Origin of the sequence: Hominimerdicola aceti (assembly GCF_025567495.1) — a bacterium.
Classification (GTDB): domain Bacteria; phylum Bacillota; class Clostridia; order Oscillospirales; family Ruminococcaceae; genus Hominimerdicola; species Hominimerdicola aceti.
The window spans coordinates 1-26059 of sequence record NZ_JAOQJZ010000011.1; the positions used below are offsets into that span (position 1 = coordinate 1).

Annotated in this window: 21 protein-coding genes and 1 tRNA gene; 12 read left to right on the forward strand and 10 right to left on the reverse strand. The window is 41.2% G+C overall.

The window, feature by feature from the left end:
• The 5 genes from OCV57_RS10370 to OCV57_RS10390 form a co-directional block, all read left to right on the forward strand.
• On the forward strand, positions 1–359 hold a 359-nt coding region (locus OCV57_RS10370), incomplete at its 5' end, for a hypothetical protein (RefSeq protein WP_267301484.1).
• Entirely contained in the window at positions 356–514 is a 159-nt protein-coding gene (locus OCV57_RS10375; protein WP_267301485.1) for a hypothetical protein, read from the forward strand. The genes OCV57_RS10370 and OCV57_RS10375, both read left to right, overlap by 4 nt.
• A complete protein-coding gene (locus tag OCV57_RS10380; RefSeq protein WP_267301486.1) occupies positions 507–668 on the forward strand; it encodes an XkdX family protein in 162 nt (53 codons plus the stop codon). Before OCV57_RS10375 ends, OCV57_RS10380 begins: the two co-directional genes overlap by 8 nt.
• A complete protein-coding gene (locus OCV57_RS10385) occupies positions 665–1669 on the forward strand; it encodes a hypothetical protein (protein ID WP_267301487.1) in 1005 nt (334 codons plus the stop codon). Before OCV57_RS10380 ends, OCV57_RS10385 begins: the two co-directional genes overlap by 4 nt.
• 146 nt (positions 1670–1815) lie before the next feature.
• Positions 1816–2190 carry a hypothetical protein gene (locus tag OCV57_RS10390; protein WP_267301488.1) on the forward strand — a complete coding sequence of 125 codons (375 nt, stop codon included), beginning with the start codon at positions 1816–1818 and terminating at the stop codon, positions 2188–2190.
• Between the two features lie 834 nt (positions 2191–3024).
• Here the strand turns inward: OCV57_RS10390 and OCV57_RS10395 are convergent.
• Both OCV57_RS10395 and OCV57_RS10400 read right to left on the reverse strand, forming a co-directional pair.
• Positions 3025–3111: transfer RNA gene (locus tag OCV57_RS10395), tRNA-Leu, on the reverse strand.
• Positions 3112–3217: 106 nt separating this feature from the next.
• Positions 3218–4561, reverse strand: a complete 1344-nt coding sequence (locus OCV57_RS10400; RefSeq protein WP_267301489.1) for an MATE family efflux transporter — start codon at positions 4559–4561, stop codon at positions 3218–3220.
• Positions 4562–4823: 262 nt separating this feature from the next.
• Here OCV57_RS10400 and OCV57_RS10405 point away from each other — a divergent pair, with 262 nt between their 5' ends.
• The 5 genes from OCV57_RS10405 to OCV57_RS10425 all read left to right on the forward strand — a co-directional run bounded on the left by OCV57_RS10405 (position 4824) and on the right by OCV57_RS10425 (position 13447).
• The gene (locus tag OCV57_RS10405) at positions 4824–7541 is read left to right on the forward strand and encodes a PD-(D/E)XK nuclease family protein (RefSeq protein WP_267301490.1); all 2718 of its coding nucleotides are present in this window, start codon (positions 4824–4826) and stop codon (positions 7539–7541) included.
• Entirely contained in the window at positions 7538–10786 is a 3249-nt protein-coding gene (locus tag OCV57_RS10410; protein ID WP_267301491.1) for a UvrD-helicase domain-containing protein, read from the forward strand. The genes OCV57_RS10405 and OCV57_RS10410 overlap by 4 nt, the downstream gene beginning before the upstream one ends.
• Before the next feature lie 168 nt (positions 10787–10954).
• A complete protein-coding gene (locus tag OCV57_RS10415; protein WP_267301492.1) occupies positions 10955–12895 on the forward strand; it encodes a diguanylate cyclase in 1941 nt (646 codons plus the stop codon).
• Between the two features lie 30 nt (positions 12896–12925).
• Positions 12926–13276, forward strand: a complete 351-nt coding sequence (locus OCV57_RS10420; protein ID WP_117878444.1) for an Hpt domain-containing protein — start codon at positions 12926–12928, stop codon at positions 13274–13276.
• 3 nt (positions 13277–13279) lie between these two features.
• Complete coding sequence (locus OCV57_RS10425) at positions 13280–13447, forward strand: hypothetical protein (RefSeq protein ID WP_267301494.1); 168 nt, start codon at positions 13280–13282, stop codon at positions 13445–13447.
• A 39-nt stretch (positions 13448–13486) separates the two neighbouring features.
• On the opposite strand, the gene OCV57_RS10430 is transcribed toward OCV57_RS10425, so the two are convergent.
• Genes OCV57_RS10430 through OCV57_RS10440 form a run of 3 tightly spaced genes read right to left on the reverse strand, consistent with a single transcriptional unit; the run spans position 13487 to position 16848 of the window.
• Complete coding sequence (locus OCV57_RS10430; RefSeq protein ID WP_267301496.1) at positions 13487–14815, reverse strand: esterase/lipase family protein; 1329 nt, start codon at positions 14813–14815, stop codon at positions 13487–13489.
• Between the two features lie 10 nt (positions 14816–14825).
• The gene (locus tag OCV57_RS10435) at positions 14826–15806 is read right to left on the reverse strand and encodes an ATP-binding protein (protein ID WP_038671544.1); all 981 of its coding nucleotides are present in this window, start codon (positions 15804–15806) and stop codon (positions 14826–14828) included.
• Between the two features lie 13 nt (positions 15807–15819).
• Positions 15820–16848: a DnaD domain protein gene (locus OCV57_RS10440; RefSeq protein ID WP_267301499.1), complete on the reverse strand. Its 1029-nt coding sequence runs from the start codon at positions 16846–16848 to the stop codon at positions 15820–15822.
• Positions 16849–16991: 143 nt separating this feature from the next.
• Between OCV57_RS10440 and OCV57_RS10445 the strand changes: the two genes are divergently transcribed.
• Positions 16992–17435 (forward strand): GNAT family N-acetyltransferase, encoded by a 444-nt coding sequence (locus OCV57_RS10445; RefSeq protein ID WP_022287322.1) that lies wholly within the window; start codon positions 16992–16994, stop codon positions 17433–17435.
• On the opposite strand, the gene OCV57_RS10450 is transcribed toward OCV57_RS10445, so the two are convergent.
• Both OCV57_RS10450 and OCV57_RS10455 read right to left on the reverse strand, forming a co-directional pair.
• Positions 17425–18495, reverse strand: a complete 1071-nt coding sequence (locus OCV57_RS10450) for an ATPase (RefSeq protein ID WP_267301500.1) — start codon at positions 18493–18495, stop codon at positions 17425–17427. The genes OCV57_RS10445 and OCV57_RS10450 overlap by 11 nt on opposite strands.
• 453 nt (positions 18496–18948) lie before the next feature.
• Entirely contained in the window at positions 18949–19542 is a 594-nt protein-coding gene (locus OCV57_RS10455; protein ID WP_267301501.1) for a DUF3267 domain-containing protein, read from the reverse strand.
• A 229-nt stretch (positions 19543–19771) separates the two neighbouring features.
• Between OCV57_RS10455 and OCV57_RS10460 the strand changes: the two genes are divergently transcribed.
• The gene (locus tag OCV57_RS10460) at positions 19772–20890 is read left to right on the forward strand and encodes a 5-methyltetrahydropteroyltriglutamate--homocysteine S-methyltransferase (RefSeq protein ID WP_195249404.1); all 1119 of its coding nucleotides are present in this window, start codon (positions 19772–19774) and stop codon (positions 20888–20890) included.
• Positions 20891–21167: 277 nt separating this feature from the next.
• Here the strand turns inward: OCV57_RS10460 and OCV57_RS10465 are convergent, their stop codons facing one another.
• From OCV57_RS10465 to OCV57_RS10475, 3 genes are all read right to left on the reverse strand, one after another.
• On the reverse strand, positions 21168–22001 hold the full coding sequence (locus tag OCV57_RS10465) for an alpha/beta hydrolase (RefSeq protein ID WP_267301502.1): 834 nt from the start codon (positions 21999–22001) through the stop codon (positions 21168–21170).
• A gap of 20 nt (positions 22002–22021) precedes the next feature.
• Positions 22022–23035: a M15 family metallopeptidase gene (locus OCV57_RS10470; protein ID WP_267301503.1), complete on the reverse strand. Its 1014-nt coding sequence runs from the start codon at positions 23033–23035 to the stop codon at positions 22022–22024.
• A gap of 192 nt (positions 23036–23227) precedes the next feature.
• A complete protein-coding gene (locus OCV57_RS10475) occupies positions 23228–25945 on the reverse strand; it encodes a glycoside hydrolase family 2 TIM barrel-domain containing protein (protein WP_267301504.1) in 2718 nt (905 codons plus the stop codon).
• Between the last annotated feature and the right edge of the window lie 114 nt (positions 25946–26059).

Consider the following 26059-nt stretch of genomic DNA (forward strand, 5'->3'; position numbering starts at 1 on the left):
CAAATTTCATGTGTTTAAAATATTCGACAAAAACGCAAGATGAATTGTGGGGCAAACCCAATGTGATAGGCATAACAGCTGCTGCAAACGTTGACGGATTTGTTTATGTCAACGATACGTCCTACACCGACGTCACCGCATTCAAACAGGCAATACAGGGTGTTATCCTGTATTACGAACTAGCGAACCCTATCGTAACCGATATTTCAACCCTGATTGACGACGATTTTCTACGGAACATCGAGGTCGAAGCAGGGGGTAGCATAACGTTCAAAAACAGCAATGACAGCTATCGAATACCAGTGCCAAGCGAGGAAGAGTACGTTGTGAAGCTGAGTGAAGTAGGAGGTACAATATGACAGATTTGCAAAAGAAAATGGCTGACAAACTGGGGCTGACCCCTGACGATTTTCAGCCGAAGAAAGCCACGAAGGTGGATGAGCTAGAAGCGCAGGTGCTATATACCGCACTGATGACCGACACACTGATTGAGGAGGACAATGACAATGTATAGAAAAGTCAAACGCTTGTACGATTTAGGGCTGTACACCGCTGAGCAGGTCAAAGACTTCGCCGACAGAGGGAAGATAACCCCTGAGCAGTATGAGAAAATCACAGGACAAGCGTATGAAAGCGAGGATAACGAGGATGGTGGAAAGACTAAATGAGCGTAAGTATATATAATAAAACTGATAACAAGCTTAGTCCACTAGCGAACCAAACGGAGCTGATGAACAATGACGGTACGGCAGATATTACAAGTCAAATAGAAAATTTGACCGCCTCGGTTAAAAGAAACACAGATGAAATATCTATTCTGAGTGGAAGTTGTGTTCGCATGGGGGAATTAAATCGTAATGCTCATACCGCAGGTGGAACATGGAATTGTAATGATCCAGATAATATAAATGGGCTTCTCGGTCAAATAAATCGTGGCGATATTTCCGAATTGGGTCTTGGTACAGAACTGAAATTAAAAGGAACTATTGAAAATGTTCCTTGTATTATTAATGGTGAAGAAAGTACAAAAACGGTAGAGTATGATACTTATTTTGTATGTGTGGCTGTGGATTTTCTTAGGACTACAAAAGCCTCAAGTGGAAAACGATCATATACATTTATGCCTTTTGGGTCACCAATAGGAACAAATGTTATTGATAACGCTACAGGTTTAGGTGATGTTCACGCATACTCTCAAACATTCATTCAGCAAAAGGTTATGCCTGTTTATACTGCGCATTTTAAAAATATTTTTGGAAATAATCTTGCCGAGTTTTCAGACCCATTACCACTTATGATTAACAAATCAGCCACAAGTTACACTTATGTCAATGGTGGTGGAAGAAGTGTGGAAAACTATGGCTCTAGTGATAGCTATACATCTTATTCGCTTAGATTACCAAGTGAGCCTGAGATTTTCGGACATTATGTTACTTCAGGTTGCTATGATAATTCAGGCATGGAGTCACAGTTACCATACTTTGCAAACAAGCCAATTACTACAGCTTTAACAGGCTTTGGTTATGATACTACTGGTGGAATGTGGCTATCGTCATATTCGGGTATGAATTATTACGGATATTATGATATTGATAAAAGAACAATTCACGCAAGACCAGTCAATGCTGAGTTTGGTATTTACCCACTTCTGACATTGGTTCAGAAATAATTTTAGGGTACTAGAAATTAATCTAGTACCCTATTTTTTACGCTTGACGAAATATAAATAATTAGATATAATAATATTACCTGAAGCGAAAGGCGGTCAATTTTATGGTAAATTATTCTGAGTTCATAGAAATAGTATGTAGTAATTTGAAAATTACTAAACCGATAGTTGAAGAAGTATTGTTTTTGCATACACCTACACAACTAGCAGAGTATGTTCCTGCGGATAATGTACTTAAATATCGTATGGACAAAATACCACTTGATACTATGTTTTCAATCGCACATGAGTTAAGACACATATGGCAAATGAAGAATTGCCCTGAGATTTTCCAGAACTATATTAATTCTACAGATACCGACATTGAACAATACAATCTGCAAAGTGCAGAGATCGACGCAAATGCGTATGCTATGGTTATAATGGAAAGCGGATTTGGCATAACACCGCAGTTTAAAGGGTTAAGCGAAAAGGTTAAAAAGAAAATATCGTTAAGGGCTAACGAGATAGTGGAAGAATAGGTTTCTATGAAATAAAGATTTTATTAAAAAATTACAAGGATTTTATTAGAAAATTATAAGACAGAGTTTTATGAAAGTCTTATAAAAGTCTTATAAAATTTATATGTACAAAACAGCAAAAATGACAAGCCAAATTTGTGCAATGATACAAAACATAGTAAAACGTGTTGACAAACCACTACAAGTCTGATATAGTATAAATGTCAGTTATGGCGATGCCATAGCTTGTGAGTTGAAATATATTTGTATTCTATGTGTAACTAATTAAGTTGCAAGAAAAAGGTGTGTTCTTTATGAATACACCTTTTTTATTTACATTGCAGTAAAATGATTGCCAAATTTATAGCTAGTTAAAATTATAAAAAAAGTTTGTAACGTCTTGACAAATAGATTTTTTTATGCTATATTATATATGTCAGTTGTAGTATTGCTACAGCTAGTGAGTTGAAACATATTTGTATTTGGTACGACCTAATAATTGGTTACAAATGCAGAAGATAAGGGTGTGTCCGTTGTGGCATACCCTTATTTTTTTTATCATTTTATTGCTATGATTTGAGACAAAATAGTAAAAATGAAATGTAGAAAATTTGATTATTATTATCATAAACTTTGTGTAATGTGCTTAAATAAAATCTAATGTGCAAATATTAAATTCGTCTTTGTTTGCCTGTAAAGTGTGTAAAAAGTGTGTAAAAATATATGAAAGATAGGGAAAAAGAGTGAAAAAGAGTGAAAGTTTTAGTGTTGGTATAAATATATTTTAAGACAATTAAGACAATAAAAAAGTTCCGCAAACCTAGTAAAATCAAGGGTTTACGGAACTTTATAGCTTGGTGCCGCTAACCGGACTTGAACCGGTACGGGTTTTACCCCGAGGGATTTTAAGTCCCTTGTGTCTGCCTATTCCACCACAGCGGCATGCAAGATATATTATAACACTTTTTTTGTAAAATGTCAACGCTTTTTTTGAAAATTACAAGTTGTTAAACAGAAATAAATGGTGATTGTGGAATGGCAACGGTGTTTATTTTAAATCTTTTTGCCTTGAAACTGAAAATCTGTAGATAAATAAAGATATCAAAGCGGTGACGACTTCTGTTATCCAGAATGCGTTCCATACGCCTGTTGGTCCCGTGAGCTTGCAGAGGAAAAACGCAAGTGGCAGTATTATCGCAATAAATCTGCACAGAGATATCATAAGCGACGGAATGCCCATGCCAAGTCCCTCCAGCGCACCTGATGAGGTGACGGATACTGCGGAGATAACAAAGCCGATACAAATTAGGCGAAGTGCTGTTTTGCCTATGGCGATAGTGTCAGCGTTTTCCGTGAAAAGCCCTATGAGTTTGGCTGGGAAAAGTGCGCATATGATAGTTCCTGCCGCCAATATCACACCTGTCATGTAAAGAACAATGCGGTAAATTTTCTTCACACGCTCCCTCTCGCCTGCTCCGTAGTTAAAACTGATAACTGGTCGCATACCCTGAATAACACCGTTTGCGGGTAGATAAAGAAAGGTCTGGAGCTTGTAGTAAATTCCAAGAACAAGCACATAGCTTTGTGAATATGCCGCAAGTATGCCGTTGAGGGCGGATATGAGAAGTGACGGCAGTGCAAGATTAAGTGTTGCAGGAATGCCTATGGAGTACATCTTTGCGATTATCATGCCGTCAGGACGCTTGTGTTTTGCGGAAAGCTTAACAGGAAGCTCACAGCGAAGATATGCTATTATGTATATGACAAGGGTCAGCACCTGACCGATACCGGTGGCGAGTGCCGCACCCTTTATACCCATCTCAGGAAAAAATCCAACGCCAAAAATAAGCAGAGGGTCAAGGATTATGTTTGCAATACAGCCGCAGAGCATACTGAACATTGATATCTTCATTCTGCCGACAGATTGGAATATCTTCTCAAATGCAATGGCAAGCATTAATGCAGGAGAGAATGTAAATACAATGTTGCAATACTGCACGCCAAGATCTACAACGTTTTTATTACTTGTGAACATAGATAGAAATGCAGGCATTATGAGTATGCAAACTATCATGAGGACAATGCCGTGCACCGCTGAAAGTGCAAGTCCCTGAGTTGCGGCAATGTCAGCCTTTTCCTTTCTGCCTGCACCAAGATATATGGCAATGACCGCATTGATGCCGATACCAAAGCCGATAGCAGTGGCACTTATAAAATTCTGCACAGGAAACACCAGTGAAAGCGATGTCATTGCGTCCTCGCTTATCTTTGCCACAAAAAAGCTGTCAATGATGTTGTAAAGAGAGTTTACAAGCATTGATATCACCATTGGCAGGGACATTGAAAGCAGAAGAGGGAAGATCGGTCTTGTTTTCATGAAATCACTGTTCATTTATTTTTTACACTCCTTTGTCTGTGGGCAGAAAAAAAGCCGCACAGCCTGTTTGCTGTGTGGCGAAAAGTGACATACTGTCAGGAAAAATCCACGCAAGTTTTACAAAGTATATTTTAACATAGCGGTATGATTTTGTCAATGAATTTTCTTTAATATTGTGTTTCAAAAAAGTATACAAACACGCTAATTGTAGATTGACAAGATTTTTCTGTTATGGTAAAATGTTATTATGATAATTTATGTTAGGGGAGAAAGCGTAATGACTTTTATAGAGTGGCTCAAAGACTGTAATGAAGCAGACCATTTGACTAAAAAGGTTTACATATGTAATGATTATCTCAACGCCGAGAGAATGTTGGAGAACGCAAGCGGTGAAAATATTGTTATAAGGCTTGAAAGATACACAGTCGCAGATCATGCAAAGCATATTATCGAAACCAGTGCCGAGTATATGGACAGCAGGATAATAACACTGTCAAATGCTGAGGGCTGTGAGATAGTAAGACGTATTATTGATGAAAGCGGTATAAACTATTTTAAAAGCGATGACCATAATGCCTGCATGGAGATATTCAAGACAATATCAGAGCTTAGAATGAACTGTATAGGCCCTGATTCATTGTCCTTGGACAGCAGACGTATCAACACGCTGAGTGCGATCTTTCAAGCGTATGAAAATAAGCTTTCAGACAGCAAACTATATGACAGTGCAAAGCTCATAAGCATCGCCAGCGGTCTTATAAAGGCTGGTAAGGCAGACGTGAACAGCGTTCATTTTGCATATGACAAAGAAATAGAAGTTGACAAGCTGACAGCGGAGTATATAGGGCTTTTGCCTGATCCTGCGGTTATAGATAACATGGCTGATATGAGCGATGAGCAGTATCAGAATGGTCTGAGAAAATTAGCACAAAAGGCGGAGCTTTGGAGAAATTATGGCGTAACAAACGAGGTGGAGAGAACTGTTCTACATATCGTGAACAGTGGTTACGAGCTTTGCGATACCGTTGTGCTGTGTCCAGATGATGAGTATATGGACTTGCTCATGAATATGTGCGATCAATACAAAGTCCCCGTGGAATTTCCTGAGGGCATTTCATGCAGACACAGTGACGTTGTTGCATTTTTCAGGGCAATGCTCAAATGGTGCAAAAATGACTATAGATTTGACCTATTCAGAGATGTAATGCTTTCGCCTGTTTTCAAATATGAGGAGAAAGTAGAGGACGGCAAGACCAAAAGCAAGGGCAGGATATTCCTTGAAGCACAGAACTCAGGAAACGGCTGGGGCATTGAATGGTATAGCACAAGGGATAGTCAGGTGTTCAAGGTCTTTTATGATGTCTTTAAAAAAGATAATGTCAGCGCAAAAGAGTTTTACGGTGGCGTGCTGAAATTGGTGAATGAGTATGTGAGAGGTACAAACGCTGAGCAGAGAAGTTCCATATCAAGTGTTAAGGACGCTTTGATAGGCAGATACAGATTTTATGCAGACTATGACAAGAAACTTAGCTTGCAGGAAGCAATGACTGAGATCACCGATATTGCAGAGAACGCAAGGTATTCTTTGCCTGCATCAAAAGGCGCTGTTACCTGCTGTCTTATGGGGCGGTATTCTGCGCTTTTCATGAAAAACATATATGTTCTTGGTCTGACAACAGGAAGATTTCCTGTTATGCAGGACGAGTCACCTGTGCTTAACGATAAGGAGAGAGAACAGCTTTTCGGCAACCGTGACCATTGTTCTGACGCTATCGAGCGCAGAAAGCTCACTGACCTTGTGAGAACTGTTCTCATGGCTGAGAGAGCAAACCTTGTTGTAAGCTGTAGTGTTTATGATACCGTAGAAATAAGAGCGCAAAGCCCGTCGGCAGTGTATACTGTTATTGCGGCTGAAAAGGGCATTGATGTAAACAAAATAGAAGTGTATGATTATCTTTCTGACAGACGCAAGGTGAGCGTGCGTTCTGAGATATCATTAAACAGTGATTTTCTAAACAAGGCAGAAAAAATCGGGCTTCATGATGACGGTGCGAAGCAAAGCAAAAGCCTTACGGAGTATCTTGATAAGCAAAGAGAAAGCCGTATAGATATATTGCGTGAAATGTGCGAAAATAAACATTTTATCATTTCTGCCACAAGCCTTTCGACTATGCTTCAGTGTCCGCTGAGGTTTTTCTATGAGCGTATTGCCCATGTTGAAAAGCCGCAGGAGGTGGATATAGACCGCAGTGCATGGCTCAAAGGCAATGTCAAGGGAATGTATATACATGAGATAATGGAGAATTATGCCAAGACTGTGCTTAAAGGCAAAAGTGCGGCTGAGGTGTCTGAAACTGTTGACAAGGCGGCGCTTGATGAGATATTCGAGAGCGTTTCTAAAAACTATCTCCGTAACTATCCCCCTGTGGATATGACTGTTGCGCAGAGTGAGAGAGAGGAATATTACAACTGTGTCAAAGCTTACCTTGACGAACTGCACGGCGATATACACTCAGGCAAACGTGAGGTCGTTGAGGTCGAGTATCCGTTCAACGGTGATGTGGAGATAGGAGAGTATGAAGTCACCATAATGGGTAGGATAGACCGCCTTGACAGGATAATAGACGGCACAAAGGTGTCATACCAGATAGTTGACTACAAGACGGAGGATATCAAAAAATTCAGGGAAAAGCTCCCAGAAGACCCACAGGATCATATTTATGCACTTGCGCTTGAAAATGGTTGTACGCCTGTGGGAGAAGTGAGCGAAAGTGATATCGTTGCCGCAGATTACGTTTTCATTCTTGAAAAAGGGAATTGCCATGTAGTTAACAATAAGGATAATTCTGGAATCGAAAACATGATAACAATAACATTTAAGAAAATAGTAGAAGAGGGCTTTAAAAAGTGTATTGTGAATAAGAATGATAAAATTACTCCATGCACGTTTTGTCCTGCTTATGAAGAAGTTTGCTCAGGGGGTGCAACAGAATGAGTGAAGAACAGATAAGAAGCTATATAATAGACAAAGACAGTTATGATAAGAATATCCTTGTTGAAGCAGGCGCAGGTGCAGGTAAGACAAGGCTTATAATACAGCGTGTTATAGGTCAGATAGGCGCAGGTATACCTGTTGAAAAGATAGTGCTTATAACTTTCACCAACGCTGCTGCAAACGAGCTTTATGAGAGGATACAGGCAGGGCTTACGGAGAATATCGCAAAATGCAGCGGTGAGGAAAAGAAGCTGTATGAGAACGCTGTTATGAATTTACAGTGCATGAAGATAAGCACTATACACAGCTTTTGTTTGAGTATGCTGTCAGAACAGCCTTTTGAAGCTGACCTGCATTTGGGATTAAAACTTGCCGAGGACGGTGAAACAAAGCAGGCACAGGCTGACTTTTTCGAGAGATATTACCGCACAAATGGTGCGAACATAGAAGATTTCGGCTTTCTGAACAGCAATCAATATAAGCTCAGAGACAGCCGTGTAAAAAACTTTCTTATGGAAACATTTCTTGAGTGTGCTGAATACAGAGATGTTGAGTTTGTTAGGGATAAAAGCTATGACAGTGTGACATTTGACACCATAAATAAGCTTGCCTATAAAGAAATGTGTAACTATAGGGATAGTCTTGTGCGTGCGTTCTATAATGGTGCTTTGAGTGGAAAATACGAAGATGTAGCAGGTTTTATTGTTGGTGATGTGACAAAGTTTTTTCCTGATAATATGAATGTCTACGACCCAAAGTATAATTATGTAAAAGTCTGCGCTAATCTTAAAGCTTGCAAAAAGTTCCTTGAGCCTTTTAATAAGACTAAAATTAAGAAAGATCATCCAAAGAGCAATGAGAACATGGCCATTTTCAGCCCAAGTGGGTTTGATAATGTAAAGAAAGAAAATGCACTATATGCACTCAACAAGACGGCAACGTATATAGAGCAGGCTGTAAAGGCTTATCAGGAGAGTGAAGACGGGGAGAGCGTTTCAAATGACGGGCTTTTGTATCACACTCACGAGCTTCTCAAAAACAGCAGTGAGGCAAGAGCGTTTTTCAAAGACAAGTATTCCTGCATTTATATAGATGAGTTTCAGGATACTGATGTTATGCAGACTGAACTTCTGCTGTATCTTTGCGCAGACGACAGCAAGCTTATAGCAGGTGGTGATATATGGCAATGCCCGCTCCGTGATGGTGCGCTGTTCGCGGTGGGCGACCCTAAACAGTCTATCTACGGCTTCCGTGATGCTGATATCAGGCTTTATAACAAAATGAAAGCCAAATTCCAGAACAATAATGAGAAAAACTGCGGGTTTTTCTCACTTGATTACAACTTCCGCTCTGATGAGCAGCTTATAGCTTGGGTAAATGAAAAGTTCCAGCCTGAAATAAACGGCAAATATGGTATGACATACAGCAATATGATATCAAAGGCTGATAAGCCTGCGGCTGTTTCCGACGATGTTATCAGAGGGGCGTATTTTGTCAAAGATCCAGGTGCTGAAAGTGTGGCTAAGATAATTTCAGACCTTGTGAAGGTTGGAAAGATATTCGACAAGGGCGTGGAAAGACCTATAAAATACAGTGATTTTCTTCTGCTTCTTTGGAACACAACTCAAATGGAGTTTTATTCAATGGTCTTGACAGATCGTGGCATACCATATACAATGTGGGGCAAACGTCCTCAGAAAAACAGTCTGGTGCTGAAAAGATTTATTGCTCTTGCAGAGTTCGTTTTTGAAAGCTACAGTCCTACCGCAAAGGAAAAGGCTTATTCTATCCTTTGGAGATGTAGGCCTGACAGCATCGATTTTGAAGACGCTGAAATTGACGTAGACAATTATGAACAAAACTGTGAAAGCAATGACGCCACGCTTGTTGCAGTAAAGGCGTCTGCCGATACTGTCAATGAGCCTATAGCGAAGCTTTATAAGATACTTGATTTTCCTGAGCTTCTTTTCGATAATACCAGCAACAGGGAATATGAGCTTTCAAATCTTATCTATCTTATTGAAAAATGGGAAAAACAGGATTTTGCAGGAAGCGATGAGCTTATGGACATGATGAAAAACGAGCTTTCTGTGCTGAAAGAAAAAGAGCTTATCCTTGACAGCAGTGAGCAGAACTGCGTAAGGCTCATGAATCTTCACAAGGCAAAGGGTCTTGAGGGAAATATCGTTATTATGGCGGAGGCTAAAAATCATAAATTCAGCGGAGAAAAGTACACCGACCTTGTGGCTAAAAGACAGGTCTATGTACCTTTGAAAACAAGCGATTATTCATATATGGACTATCTGACATTCTATCCTAATGAGAGGAAGCAGGCAGAGGATAAATATTTTGGCGAACAGCTCAGGCTTGAATATGTTGCGGCCACAAGAGCAAAGCAGGCTTTTATATTTGTGTATACTTTTGAACGGAAAAAACCTGTGATCGACAAACTTACAATGAGCAAAATAGGCAGAGAACTGCCGCAGATAAACAATGCCACAGCGCAAAGTGCTGTGCAGGCGGCGCAGATAAACGTCAAGGATATATTCGACGAGGTGAATAACAGCCGAAATGCTTTTGATGAAAGCGTTAAAAAGCTTAGTGAGAAATATGTTAGCAAAATCACTCCTAGCCACCTTGAGGACGGCAAAAAGGTCACTATACCAAGTGGAGTGGAGAAACTGTCTTATGAACGTCCAAAGGGCATAGATATCGGTCATATGGTACATCGTGCCTTTGAGCTTGCGGTGAATATGAGTGGAAAGCTGTTTCCGTATAACGAAACGCCACAGCAGAATGAGCTAATTCAGAAGATTGTCAGCAGAGCGTATCTCGACTTTGAGGACGAGTGCAGTTCGCAGGATTCTGAGAGCTTTTATAAGGACTATATCAACTATCAGCTTCACAGTTTTTTGAAAGATAAGGATATCGAAAAATTACTCAAAACTGCGCAGGCGGTGTATACAGAGCTTCCATTCTACAGTATGGACGGCAATGAATACAGCAACGGAGTTATGGATCTTGTGCTTAAAATGTCAGACAAAAGCTTTATCATAATCGACTATAAGACCAACATACAGGAAGAAGCCGACAGAAAGCTTTTTGAGGAGAGAATTTTAAAGACATATCGTCCACAGCTTGATTTCTACGAAAAGATACTCAGAAAAATGCTTTCGCTCAGTGAGGAAACTGAGGTGGAGTGCCATATTTACTTTATGAATGACGATAAATATATGAAAAACTAGAGCAAAGTCGTTAGAAATATGAATGAGTTAATATTATGAATAATATTATAATTTGTATCGTTCGGTTGACAATGTGATTGAGGTGTGGTATAATAAATCAGTTAATAATGTCGAAAAAAGTAAAAAAAGCAACAATAAGTCTACACTAAGCGTAAGGAGAACGTGAATATGGACGTGTACAAATTATGGACCTGCGATGATAACAGCGAAAGCCAACTGAGTTCTACCTCTTCGGAGATAGAAAAGGAAATTGACGTTCTCAGGAAAACTTTTGATTTTGTCAGGCTTCTGAAAGCGGATGGTCCTCATGGAGTGATCGGCTGCGTTGAAAATCCATGTCAGTGTTTTTCTTTTTGGAAAGTGGACGAGCCTTGTGAAAACTGTATATCCTTAAAAACTTTTATTGATAAAAAGCCGAGAACTAAGCTTGAATTTATGGGAACTGACATTTATCAGGTCTTTTCAAAGTATGTTCAGATTGACGGAAAGCCGTATGTTATGGAGCTTATCAAAAAGCTTGATGAGGACTCTCTGCTGGGTGTTCAGGACAGAGAAAAGATAATGAATAAGCTGTCAAAATATCATAAGGCAATGTATACTGATGCATTGACAGGTGCGAGCAACAGGAGATATTTTGAAGATAAGCTTAAAAAGTCCCATGTGCCTGCGGGTGTTGCGATGATAGATCTTGACGACTTCAAGGTTTATAATGATACATGCGGTCATGACGCAGGAGATATGGTGCTTGTGACAGTGGTTGATGCTATAAGGCGCTGTATTAGAAAATCTGATGTGCTTGTGCGTTATGGTGGCGACGAGTTTTTGCTTGTCATGCCTGGTATTCAGGAGGACGATTTTGCCCATAAGCTCAGGAAGATAAAACGAAATATCCATGCGGCAACTGTGCCAGGGTATTCAAATATACGTCTGTCAGCAAGCGTCGGCGGCGTTTTCTCTGATGGCAATAGCCTTGACGAAGCTGTCAGCAAGGCTGATAAGCTTATGTATCAGGCAAAGACAAAGAAAGATACAGTTGTCACAGATGGTCACGAAAGTGTTGTCGGTGAGCCTCAAAAGCAGGAGATACTTATTGTTGACGATTCAAATATAAACAGAGAGATACTCTCTGAAATGCTTGGCAATGAATATATCATACATGAGGCGGCAAGCGGCGAGGAGTGTATTGACCTGCTTAGTCAGTATGGCACTGGAATTTCACTTGTGCTTTTAGATATAATCATGCCCGAAATGGACGGATTTGAAGTCCTTGACTATATGGCGGAACATCATTGGATAGATGATATCCCTGTTATAATGATATCAAGCGAGGATTCTGCGTCCTCTATAAGAAAAGCATATGAGTTTGGCGTTTCTGATTATATCAGCAGACCCTTTGATTCACGCGTTGTGTATCAGCGTGTGTTCAATACCATTAAGCTTTATGCAAAACAGCGCAGACTTATTTCCCTTGTCAGCGACCAGATGTATGAAAAAGATAAAAACAACCGTATGATGATAAGCATACTCAGCCAGATAGTAGAGTTCAGAAACGGCGAGAGTGGAAGCCATGTGGTGAACATAAAGCGCATAACGGAGCTGCTTTTGGATAGGCTTCCCATGCGCACAAACAAGTATACTGTCAGCGGCACTGAGCAGCTTCTCATACCAATGGCTGCGGCACTCCATGATATCGGCAAGATAGGCATTGACGATAAGATACTCAATAAGCCCGGCAGGCTAACAAAAGAGGAGTTTGAGATAATGAAAACTCACTCCGCTATCGGAGCGAATATGCTTGAAAGTCTTGAGCAGTTCCGTGACGAGCCACTCTTGAAGATAGCCCATGACATATGCAGGTGGCATCATGAGCGTTATGACGGCAGGGGCTATCCTGACGGACTAAAAGGCGACGAGATACCGATATCGGCTCAGATAGTTTCTGTCGCCGATGTTTATGACGCACTTGTCAGCGAGCGAGTTTACAAAAAGGCGTATTCTCATGAAAAGGCTATGGCATTGATACTAAACGGAGAGTGCGGCACATTCAACCCTGTGCTTGTCGAATGTCTTAAAGATATTCAGAACGAGCTTGCAAAGGGTGTAGAATAAGAGATGATATGATTTGTAAGGAGTGTCCTGATGACTACTAGAGAATTTTATGAAAGCATTGGCGCAAGTTATGACAACGTTCTGGTACGTTTCGGCAGTGAGAAAATGATAACAAAGTTTGCAAAAAGATTTGCTGATGATACAACTTTTCAGGATATGTGCAAGGCTTTAGAGGAGAAAAACGCCAAGGAAGCTTTCCGTATGGCTCACACCCTCAAAGGCATTTGCAGCAATCTTGGCTTTGATGAGCTTTACAAGGCGAGCTATGACCTTACAGAGGATCTTAGGGACGGTGAGCTGTCAGGCTATGAGCAGGATTATGAAAAGGTCTGCGAAAAATATAAGATAGTTTATGACAATGTGACAAAAATAGATAACTGAGTTTTGACCGATAGTCTGTCAGACTGTCGGTTTTATGGTGAGGAGGAGCTTCCAACCCATGAGCTTAGAATGATGTCTGCGTTTAATGGGAAGATAGCAAACTTCAATCGCAAAACTATCAAGGGCAGACAGCGTTTCAGAATGAAATATTTAATTCGCCCCAGAAAATAGCAAAACACCCGTATCATGTGCGATACGGGTGCTTTTTTATCAGAAGCCTTGTTCTTTAAGCTCTTTTACTATATCTACATAAAATTCTCTCACGTCAAAGTCCTTGATGTTCTCCCTGAAAAGGTCGATAACATCGCCATGAGAAATGCCACGTTTGCCCTTGTGTTCTATCATCTTGGAGTTTTCACCATATAGTCCCGACTCAACTGTTACTAGCCCATCATTGCCCTTGCCGTATGGCTTGTTGAGCAGATAGCCGATATTTAACGGAAAACCTGCGGAACGTATACTGTTCATTTTGCTCATGACGGAGCGGTAGGAAACCAACTGGCTGTCAGGGGTGCTTGCATTAAGCTCAGAGCAGTTTTTGTAAGTCAGGTCATAAACGCCATCTAAAAAGCTTGGGTCTTTGTCACCCAGAGCAGTGAAAAGCTTGTTGTATTTTCTATCAACAAAGCTCTGTATGCTCTCAGGTATCTTTCCAAGAAGCATATCAACGAATTTACAGCCATAGTGTGGCGTGTTTATGGTGGTAAGAGTTGCCACATATTTGTCCATGCCGAGGTGAGAGATAGCGTATCTCGAGTCAAGCCCGCCTTTTGAGTGTGCGATTATGTTGACCTTTTCTGCGCCAGTTTCTGCAATGACTTCTTTTATCCTTTCAGCTACCTCAGTTGCACTGACGGATACTTTGTTGGCAGACTGTTGCTTGCCGTAATAGACCTCTGCGCCATTTCTAATAAGTTCATTAGGTACCCTGCCCCAATAGTTTATTACCTGCCAATCACGGAAGAATATGCCATGCACCATAAGTATAGGATACTTTGTCTTGCATATCTCGTTCTCTTTTCGTGCAGCGTCAAGGTCAAGCTTTGCCTGCTCGAAGTAGTATTCACTTCTCGCTGCCTTGTAGAATTTTCTGAACACGATGCAGTTCACAAGTGGTATGTACCAGGTGAATAACAGAATAACATACCACAGTATTTTCACCTGACGTGCCGAAGCCGCTATCCGCGCAATGCCACTCAGACACAAAAGCGTTGTTATAGCATAAGCGCAAAGTGAATTTGCAAGAAGCCGCCAACCGTTTAGCTTTGTAAAGCAAAGCACTATCACTATTATAAGCTGTATAACGCTTTGCAAAACACCGCAACCAAGTACAAACGCTCCGGAATCAAGCCGTCGGATTTTTCCATGAGAACCTCTGCGTCCATGTGATTTTAACATGAAAACCAAGGTGTATAGTGTCAAAAGTATGATGATAAGCGTTTTGAGCAGAGAATTTATGTCAATAAGTTTCCACAGCGCAGGTGCGTTTGCAAGCAGAAGCACCGGTATAGAAAGAAAAGTTCCCCTAATTTTTTTCATTTTTTACCCCTTAAAGATTATTTTTCAGCTTTACGTGTCTAATATCGTTTCCCACAAACATAATAGGCATGAAACAGCCTGTGAGCCTCGAAACTATACGCTCATTATATTTTGCATTGTATTCTTCATTGGTGAGATTGGTAGAGATTATCGTTGGCCTGCCAAGGTTGATACGCTCGTTGATTATTTCATAGATCACGGAATCTGTAAAGCTCGTTTGAAATTCTGAGCCGAGGTCGTCAAGGATAACAAGGTCGGCATTCTCTATGATGTCAAGTGTCTGACCTGTAGCTCTGCCGAAATGCTCGTCCTCTATCTGTCTGAGAAGCTTCAGCAGAGAGGCGAAAATGACGCTGTAGCCCTTTTGTATAAGTTCATTTGCAATGCAGGCTGAAAGAAAAGTCTTGCCAAGACCTGTTTTGCCAATGAAAAACAGTGATGGAGAGTTTTCATGAAATTTGTCAGCATATGCACGGCAGTTTGAATACACCGTTCTCATTTTCTCTCTCGGTGACATTCCGTTACCGTCGCTTTCAGGATAAAATTCTATTCTGAACTCAGAGAAATCGTGGAGCTGGATACTGCAATTCTCGTTAAGCTCCTCAGTGGTGTATTTTTTCAGCAAGTCGGTGAAGCACTTGCACTTCACTCCGTCACGATAGCCATAATCACAGCATTTAGGACAGTAATAGTGATAATCAAGGTAGTCTTCAGGATAACCTCCCATTTTAAGCAGCCCTTTAATGGCACGTTTAGTATTGGCATTGTTTTGACGCATTTTTTGTATATATTCTCTTCCATGAGCATTTTTGCCTACTATGCCCTTCATGAGTTCACAGTTATTTGCTTTTAGTGATCTTGTAAGAACCTCTATTTCAGGAAGTCGCTGTGCTATCTCCTGAGCGTGAACCTCATGCTCGTTCATGACAGCTTCACGCCGTCTTTTAAGTTCATTTTCAGCCTTGTCATATGCGCTTATTGAATATTTCATTTTCTACTCCTTATCATAGCTTTCCTGATTTTTCTAGATCGAAATTCATTGCGAATTTTTCAAAATCATCAAGATCATAGGAAGTTTGCTTATTAGTATTCTTATTTTTCTTGGAGGTGTGGTACTTTTCGTCCTCGTGTGTGACCTGTTCAGGGGTACTGATGCTCTTGCCAGCCCAGTTTGACAGTATAGTGTCTATATATTTGTAATTCAGTTTGTTGGTATTGTCAACGCACTTGTTATAGGCTATCTCCAGCATTTCAACAGTGAAGCCCATTGTTCGCCACTTTTCTATAAACTCAAGCTGCTGCTTTGACGGCTTTGCGGTCTGTCCGAAAATTTTCAGTACCTTGAATTCATACTTTTTTATGTTGGAAAGCCTAATTATTTCTTGCTCAATTTGTTGATAAGTACAGATGTCTTGTTCAAACCACCCACGCATTACTGTCACAAGGTAAGACACGTTGTGCTTTTCAAGTGACACACAGTATTCTGCGGCTAAGAGAATAGATGCAGCATCAAATCGGTAATATTCATAAAGAGCAAGAAGTTCCCCTTGCTCAGTTCCATTGATAGTGCGTTGTAAAACGGTTTGTATCTCGTCAAAAAGATGTGCAAGGTTAGGGTCCTTCTGCTGTTTTTCCAGTATCTCGGAATTTTTGTATCTTATGCACAGCTTGTTTGAAACGCTCTGACGTTTCGGGGCAACTGCCTCAACTTTTGAAACAGGCTCGGCCTTTGTTTCAGGCTCTGAAACAGGTGTAGAAACGGCTTTGACCTGTGCAGGATTTGCCGTATCACTGTGTTCTGTGGCGATGACTCCTAGTGATACCCAGTGTGTCACAGCGTCAATGACAGTGTTCTCAGAAAGCCCGGACTTTTCCGCAAGCTTTGCACTGTCGCATTCACGTTCCGTTGAACAGAGTATGCAGAGAAGTACCTTTACAAAGTCGCCATCACTTAATTTTATGTATTTATCGACCACTTTAGACGGCACTGAAAAACTGCTTCCCCAGCGGTCGCAATCAAAAGTATATTTCATTATGTATCCTCACAAATATGATTAAAACTATCCAAAATAATTATATCATATAATATGGACTTTTGCAACAAAATTTGTGCATTTGACTTTTGGTAAATAAAATGCTATAATAGGCTAATACCAAAGAAACGGAGAGATAAAAAATGATAAGAAAATTTGTGCCTGAGGACAGGGAAGATTATATCAGATTTTCCACTGAGTTCTATAATTCTTCTGCGGTGGACAAGCCTGTTCCAAGAGAGCATTTTGAGCAGGGCTTCGATGAAATGATGAGGTCTGATGTGTATGTGCAAGGTTATATGCTCGTTTGTGACGGCAATAATGTTGGCTACTGTGTTACAATGAAAACATATTCAGTTGAAGCAGGCGGTATTACTATATGGATAGACGAGCTTTTTGTGCTGGAGGAATACCGCTCAAAAGGTCTAGGCAGGGAGCTTTTTAAGTATATCGAGGAAAATGGCGACAAAAAGCTCCGCCGTATCCGACTTGAAGTCGAGCTTGAAAACGGCAGAGCCATATCACTTTATAAGAAAATGGGCTTTGAGCCTGCGCCTTACGACGGAATGTGGAAAACTATTTTATAGTCCTTTCGTGAATTTCCCTTGAAATGCTGTCGCAGACCTTATTAAGTGCGGCGTGGTCCATTGCGGCGATATAATACTTTTCTATCTCGTCATGGACTTTCTTGGCTTTCTTGATGCCTGAATACACTTCCTCTGCAAGGTCGGAGGCGGTGACTTTATCTAATCTCAGTCTTGTTTTCAGGGCTGAGATCTTTTTCTTGTCATAAAATCTGCCCATGTTGATAGCTTTTTCAAAGCCGTCAAGCTTGCTTATAGGGGAATTTATCACAAATGCGATGCCAGCCTCCAGGATAAGCAAATGCTCGTAAAGGGTGTTGCCAAATATGATAGCAGGGCAGAGTATAACATCGTAACCTCGCTTTACAGCCTGCTGTGCCATGAGGGTGACGAACTTGTGGGAAGCGGCATAATAATCATCGTTCATGGCGAACACGTCAAGGTAGCTGTCAAGAGTGGCAAGCTGCGTCATACAGCCGTATTCTGTCAAAGCGGTCAGCTGTCTAAGATCAGTTTTGCCGCTGCCAGAGCCTTTTTTGTTTAGAAGACGTTTTGCTGATCGTTCTGTGAAGCTTTTCAGCTTTTCCTCCAGCAGACAGCCTTCACCGCAATTGTAGGTATCGAAGCAAACGTTAGACAGGGCAGTGGTAAACCTTTTGCTTCTTGCCAAAAGCGACTTGTTTTTGTCTGTGACCTCGATTATTTCAGATTTGAAGGTCTTCAGCTTTTCTTCGTCCCAATACTCTCCTAAGTTGATTATTTTCTGACAAACTCCTGGATATGAACATTCCATAACATGTGGCGCAGTGCCGTCGCAGATTATGGCCTTTGATGTATGCAGAACGATTGCATCAAGGGAAGCAGGGTCAGAGGAACAATAAAACCTAGTGACTTCCTCTGTCGGTTCAAACTCAGCGGCTATCTTTTTCATAAGTGAAGATTTTCCCGTGCCTGCACCTCCTTTGAGTATGAATGTGAAATACTCCTTATCAGCCATTATCTTGCCAAATTCCGTGGAAAACCCATTCTGCGTCATTGCGCCCAAAAAATACTTTTCTGACATAAATTACCCTCCATATCTCAAACGCATTAGATCAGTGTGACTGCGTTTGCATTTTCATTTTTATAATATGTCAGAAAAAGCATGATTGTTCAAAAAAATTAGGTGGACAAAAAGCATGATAAAAGTAAAAAAATTCATTGCATGACGTTGTAAATTGACATTGTGATAACTAATTTATCTTTCCTGCCTGCAACAGGATACAAAACGCCGTCCGCTTTATGCAGTGCCTTTTTTACTATTGCAGAACTTTTCATTTATGTTCCGCCTTTCTTATCTATCTTACTTCTGCGGTATCATATAGCTAGTTATGACTAACTCGTAAACTTTTATGATAGCACAACAAGGTGGAAATGTCAATAGAATTGGGGCGATGGAAGGCGGTAAGGACAGAAAAATACCGATACAGAGGGGGCTGTATCGGTGGAATATATGTGTAAAGCTTAGTCTGGAAATTCAAGAGATCTTGTACATATCATTTTTGTAGAACATTATTGAATCGTTTTTTTCAGAGCGCCTTAGAACGGTAAGGACATTATAAACATCTGGAAATGGCGAAACCATACCCATACACGCCATACCAAAATTCAATCCATTAAATACTCTAAATTCGGCAGGACTAATTAAAAATAATATAAAAGGAACCACCCCAAGAACAAAAGGCAGCAGACACATCAATATAAACCTATCTCGTTTTAATGGATATGATGCTAATGCCACAAATGTTGTCTTTCCTTTAATTCTTCCTATTGTTACACCTGCGTCCTTAGGATAAACGATTCCGTGTAACCACTCGTGAATTATCAACAATAAAAAGCCTAAAGCAAATCCCACCAGAATAAATATTGGAGAGATCACGACCACCTTGCACACAATGGTTTTACCAAGCATAGCGGCAAAAAGTAAAACACATAGAATTACAGCTATCGGCAACGCTTTTTTCATCAGTTCATCGACGCTCTTAGGCGTTTCTATCTTTATTGCATTATCGGGTAAGTTTCCTGTTTGATATTTATTTATATCTTTTATTGACCACACAATTTTTATCATATTACATACCTTTGTTTATCTAATCTCGATTTATCGTCTAACTATATCGTATTATTCATTATACCACACCATATGCCCCAAAGTCAAGCAAACTATTCGATCCGATATAGTTTGAAACTATATCTATCCCACAGAAATAAATATTTTACTATCGCCTTTTTTCGTGCTATACTAAATACCAGCAAACCAATAGGAAATAAACTATAGTAAAATGAAAGAGGTAATGAAAATGAACAATAATATCAAAGCACCATGCCGCTACGATTTTGTGGGCAGCTTTCTCAGACCTGACTATCTGAAAAAGGCAAGAGCAGATTTTGAAAACGGCGCTATCACAGCCGAGCAGCTTAAAGAGGTAGAGGATAAGGCTATCCTTGACCTCGTTGCAAAACAGAAAAAGGCTGGCTATCATATCATCACAGACGGCGAGTTTCGCAGAGCAACATGGCATCTTGACTTTATGTGGGGCTTCAACGGCGTTGGTCACAGCAAGACACAGACAGGTCTGCCTTTCCATGGCGAGGCAGCAATGATAGACGATACATACCTCACAGGCAAGGTATCAGTTGGCGACCACCCATTTGTTGAGCATTTTAAATTTGTTAAGGCTCTCGAGGACGAGAATACAGTCGCAAAGCAGACTATCCCTGCACCTGCACAGTTTCTTGAGCAGATGATAATGCCTTTCGCACTGGAGAACACAAAGAAGTATTATAACGATACAGAAGAGCTTGTTCAGGATATCGCAAAGGGCTACAGAAAAGTCATCGCTGACCTTTATGCAGCAGGCTGCCGCAATATTCAGTTTGACGATTGCTCATGGGGCATGATAGTTGACCCTAATGCAAAGGCTATTTTTGGAGTTGACGACGCAGGACTTGAGGATATAAAAAGACTTCTGCTGAGAATAAACAACCTTGCTATCGATGGCAAGCCTGAGGATCTTGTTATCACAACTCACGTTTGCCGTGGCAACTTCCACTCAACATATGCAAGCAGTGGCGCATATGACAGTGTAGCTGAAACACTTTTCGCAGGCGAAAATGTAAGTGCGTATTATCTTGAATTTGATGATGAGCGTTCAGGTGGCTTTGAACCTTTGAAAGCAGTAAGCGGCGACAAGAAGGTAGTCCTCGGACTTATCACATCAAAGAAGCCTGAGCTTGAGGACAAGCAGGCTGTTATCGACCGTATCCACGAGGCTGCAAAATACATCTCACTTGACAGACTTTGCCTTAGCCCACAGTGCGGCTTCGCTTCCTGCGAGATAGGCAACAAGCTCACAGAGGAGGAACAGTGGGCAAAGCTTGCTCTTGTTAAGGAGATCGCAGAGGAAGTTTGGGGATAACCAACAGATTTAACATATATCCCGAGGGATACTCAATATTCTTGATAAAAAATGACTCATGTCAAAACATATCCGACTTATTAACAGATCATACGAGTGCAGAGAAAAGGATAAATAAAAACAGGTAGATAACTCAATTGAGGTATCTACCTGTTTTGTTCATATTTCACTATATAGGTCATTCATATTAGTTCTTTGAAAATGTCTATATGAGTATATATCAAATTGATGTGAGTCATTTTTTTAGCTTAAATATGTTGCCACACGCAACATATTTTTATAGCCTATGTACCCAATCAATAGCCGCCTCTGCCCAATGAGCCGCCACCGGCTGATAGTGACCTTCCCATGTGGCAGTGGTTTCGTCGCACAATGCAAGTCCATGTCCACCGTATTCATAAATGTGGCTCTCGAATGGAATGTGATACTTTGAAAGACTGCACATATACCAAAGTGTGTTCTCAACCCTTACACAGCCATCATCAGCACAGTGCCAGATAAATGTAGGAGGAGTGTTCTCCGATACTCTCTTCTCCATTGAAACAAGCTCTCTGAGCTCCGATGATTTTTCCTCGCCAATAATATTGAGTATTGAGCCTTCATGAGTGTATTCAGGGTCGGATGTGATAACAGGATAGCCCAAGATAGAGCCGTTTACCTTGATGTCCTCAGGTTTGCAGCCAAGAGGCCTTGTGAGCAGCTCGCTGTTCCAGAAGTTTGCCATTGTTGCCGCAAGGTGTCCGCCTGCTGAAAAACCGCATACTATTATCTTGTCAGGGTCAATGTCAAATTTCTCCGCATTATCTCTAACATACTTGACAGCCGCTGCACATTCCAAAGCGTCAGTAGGAAATTTTTTCTTGACGCATGAGTATCTTAGCACAAATGCACATATGCCTGCACCCAAAAATCTGAATGCAACAGGTTCAGCTTCACGCTCAGAACACCAATCATATCCTCCGCCTGGGCAGATTATAATTGCCTTGTGCTTCTTTCTGCCTATTTCTTCAGTGAGTGTGTTGTAATAGCAATCAAGCACAGGTGCGCAGCCTTCGCCTGAAACGCCAGCCTTTTCATAATCTACTTTTATTTCTACTGTTTCTTTAAGCATTTTATTTCCTCCGAAAAAATTTATTCTGTAGCCGCCTGCTGGTCTGTCTGAGAGGACGAGTCAGCAGGTGCTGCATTTTCTGTCATATTCACGCAGACGATATAACCGTCAACGTTGTTGCCTGAGATAGTGTTAGGACGCTCATTGTTGCTGTCATCAAGTGGTACAGGCACGTTCGTGGTGCTGCCCTTGTCTGCGGCAACGTAGTAAACTGAATACTCAGTGTCATCAAAAGCCGTGAATGTGAGCGGTTTTTCAAATGTATAGTCCTTGACAAAATCTATGTATTCTTCAAGGCAAAGCTTGTTTGCTGTCATTATCTCAGCGTGTGGTATACCAACATATCTGAAATGATAAGCCATAGGGCTTACACCTGTGATGTCAGCTTTGTCCTCTGGGTATCTGAGGATAAGTCCGTATTTCCAGCAGTTTTCAGATATCCAACTATAATCTCCCTCGCCTGTGAACTCAGGATATGCGCCTGTGCTTGCGTCATAAAGATGCAGGTCAAAGGCAAGTCCAGTGTCATGCTCGTAGCAGGCAGAGCTGCTGTCTTCATCATCTTCCGCAGGCATAGCTGTGTTTATCATAAGTGTTGATATCTTCTTGTCAGAATAAAAATCATTGCCCATTTTGCCAAAGGCTTCAAAGGTCTCTTTTTTAGCCGTCAGTTGAGTGCTGCTGGTGGACATTATTTGACTTCCGTTCTTGTCAAACAAATAGGAATAAACTGTGTCTGTGTTATTCACTGTACCGGTGAATGAGTGGTCGCCATTAACGAGAATAAGATCTCCATTTACCATATCGGTTTTGTTTTTTGCGGTAACATACATATAATTGCCCGTAAGCTTTTTTACAGCTTTTTTACTGCTGCTGTCAGCCTTGACCGTAGAGGAGTTTGACGAGTTGTCGGAAATTTTCTTAGGGCTGTCAGCTTTTGAACTGCACGATGTAGATATTCCCAGAATGATCAAAAGCAGTATGGCAAGAGCCGCTGCAATATTCTTGTATTTATAACGTTTTACTTTTGGCACTTAACATCACCTTCCTGTATAACATACACCTAAATTATAACACATTTTTCGTAATAAGTGAACCATATGCCACTGTAGTGTCGGCACTTTTGTTATATCAGACAAATGTTTTGCGGGCGTTTTATGCAACAAGCACAAACATAATAAGGGCTGTACCGCAAAACAGTACAGCCCTTAGCAATAAATATTCTGTTAGTTTCTTACATAGTCAACAACAGACTTTATGAACGCACGTCCCTCAGGTGACTTGGAAAGCTTATCAAAATCGCATGAGCAAACTACCACCTTGCCGCCGTTCTTTTCATACTCGTAGAGGAGTGAAAGATCATGGTTGCGGTCAAAGTTGTCGATAGTTCTCACGATAACATTTTTCTCGCCCTTAAAGTCGTCAAGAATAACCGAGCGTGAGTTCTGAACTATCTCCCACCACTGTGGCGTTGAGTATTTTTCCCCTGCAAAGCCTGCAAGAGCAGGGTGTTCGGTGTCGATAAGAAGTCCCATTGTGCCAACAGGGTCAGGTTTTTTCATCATCTGTGAGATGATACAGAACATATGATAGCACCAGAAGTCCTGACAGTAGAAGCCCTCAATAGAATTTTCAAGCCTTGAAAGGTCAGGGACGATAAGCACTGTCTTGCCCTGTTTCAGCAGACTTTCAGCTTCGTCATTTACCTCGTTAAAAATGTATGCGCCGCTTATATCTGTCTTTTCAACTGTCGGTATCACCCAAAGGTCATAGTGATTGTGTATGTCAGTACCCTCAATTTCAAGTGCAAGCACAGCCTTTGTGTTCTTTGTTACCTGTGGGAGAGTAAACTCTACATCGCAAATGTCAGTGTAGTTGCCTTCTGCAACAAAATTCTTTTCGACCTTGCCAATGACATCACCGTTTTCAAGAGTGAGAGTGCAAATAAGCTTGCCTTCTTTAAGGTCAGGTCTGTAATTGCAAAGCTCTGTGTGCGCCTTGAAACTGCTGTCTGCCTCGAAAACATAGCTGTCAAAACGCGCCATTACAACAGCGTCATTGCAGAACTCTCTCCACTCGCTGTCTGTGATAAGTCCCTTGCTGTCCATGAATGCGTCAAGTACACCCACAAGGGCAGTACCCTGACCGCTGAAATCCTGAATATCGAGTATCTGGAAACCGCCAAGAAGTCTTGAACGGAAAACAGCCTCCATTTCTTCCTTATAGCACTGCACAGCAAGCTTGCCTGAGCATTTGAAATAATCCTCAGCCAGCGGAAGCAGACCCTTTTCATCAAGTCTTTCTCTGAATACCTCAAAGTTTCTGGCTTTAAGGGAGCCTGTGTATTTCTCTATCTCCTTGAAGTTCGGATAAGTTTCATACTGACCTATTTCGTGAGTAACGATAGGCACTTCAGGGATAAAATCTGCGTCAGCTTCGCTTGCCTTGACAGTTTTCATGGTCGTGCCGTACTGTATCTGAACAGTGCCGTCCTCAGAAACTTCTGTGGAGCTTGCCTGCTTCTTAGGTCTTATAATGCTGTCATAATCGTGATTTGCCGCAGGCTTGTCAGTCTGAATATGACCGAGAGGAGCATCACACATTGCGTATGAGCCTCTTATAAGCCTGTCATTTGCAAGTCTTACGCCAACAAAGAAATCGTCATTTTCTATAACGTTAGGGAACCACTGGAAATTGTTTGAGCCTTGTGTATAAAGGTGTCTGCTGTCGAACTTCTTATAACCGCCTATTATATCGTTGAGTATCTTCTTTGAGCCCCAAAGCTCATTTCCCATTGACATCATGCAGTAAGAAGGGTGGTTGCCGAAGTATCTCAGCATATTGAAGCCCTCTTCAACGAGAAAATCCTGCTCCTCCTGATTGTGGTTTTCCTCGCCCTCTTCTGTGATAGTTCCCCAGAAAGGAAGCTGTGGCTCCATATAAATTCCAAGCATATCCGCAGCGATAAACGCAGCCTCAGGGGGACAGCAGGTGTGATAACGGTAGTGGTTCATGCCGTATGACTTTGATATCTTCATTATCCTCAGCCATTCCTCAAGGTCGGTAGGTGCAAAAGCGGTCTTAGGGAATATCATGCCGTCATGTTTTCCTCTGAGAAAGGTTTTTTTGCCGTTTATGGTGAACTTTCCACCCTCAGTTCTGAACTCACGCATACCGATGATATGCTCGCTCATGTCGCCGTCGATATCTATTCTCAGCTTGTAGAGATTAGGCTCATGCTCACTCCAAAGCAGGCAATCGTCGCCCATTTTGTATAAAGCGTCAAGCTTGCCGTCTGTGTATTCAAAGCTCTGCACAGCAGGTGTATGGTTCTTTTCGCTGTTGAAGCTCTCAGCGCTTATGACAGCTTTTCCGCCTTTTCCCCCTGTTATGTCAGCAGTCACTCTTACTGTCTTGCTGTGGATATCGCACCAAAGCATAACATTTTCAGCGTGAGCGTTTTTGTAGCCTATAAGCTCGATGCGTCCTGTGATTCCGTTCCAGTTGGTTTGAGTGTCAGGTGAAGTCAGGTGTCCGCCCTTGGTCTTGTAGCCAACATTTGAAACGCAGATAGTCATTTCATGCACGCCAGTACCGATATACTCGTTCAGGTCATAGATGTGCGGAGTGCAAAGGCTCTCCTGCCTGCCTATCTTTTTGCCGTCTATATAAAGTTCAGTTATTCTTGTTCTTTCAAGATAAAGTTTAAGATTTTCACATTGCAGAGCAGAGAAGTCAACGTTTTTTCTGAACCATGCAAAGCCCTCAAATTTATATGTGTCTGTAAGAAAGCCTGTTTCTCTCTCAGTATTGTATTCGCCTTTTTTAGCGTTGGAAGTAGTGTTTGGAAGGTTTATTGTATCATCAAAAACAAGGTCAGTACCCTTACATTCCTTGTCAAGACACAGCAGCCATTCTCCGCTGAGGTCAAGCTTGTTTACCATTAAGCAACTATCCTTTCAAGTTCAAATTTTCAATATCCATTATAACATATGGTCTTGCCCATTTCAACCGAAATCGTTTGATTTAACCAAAATGCTATAAAATTTTGTTGTTTT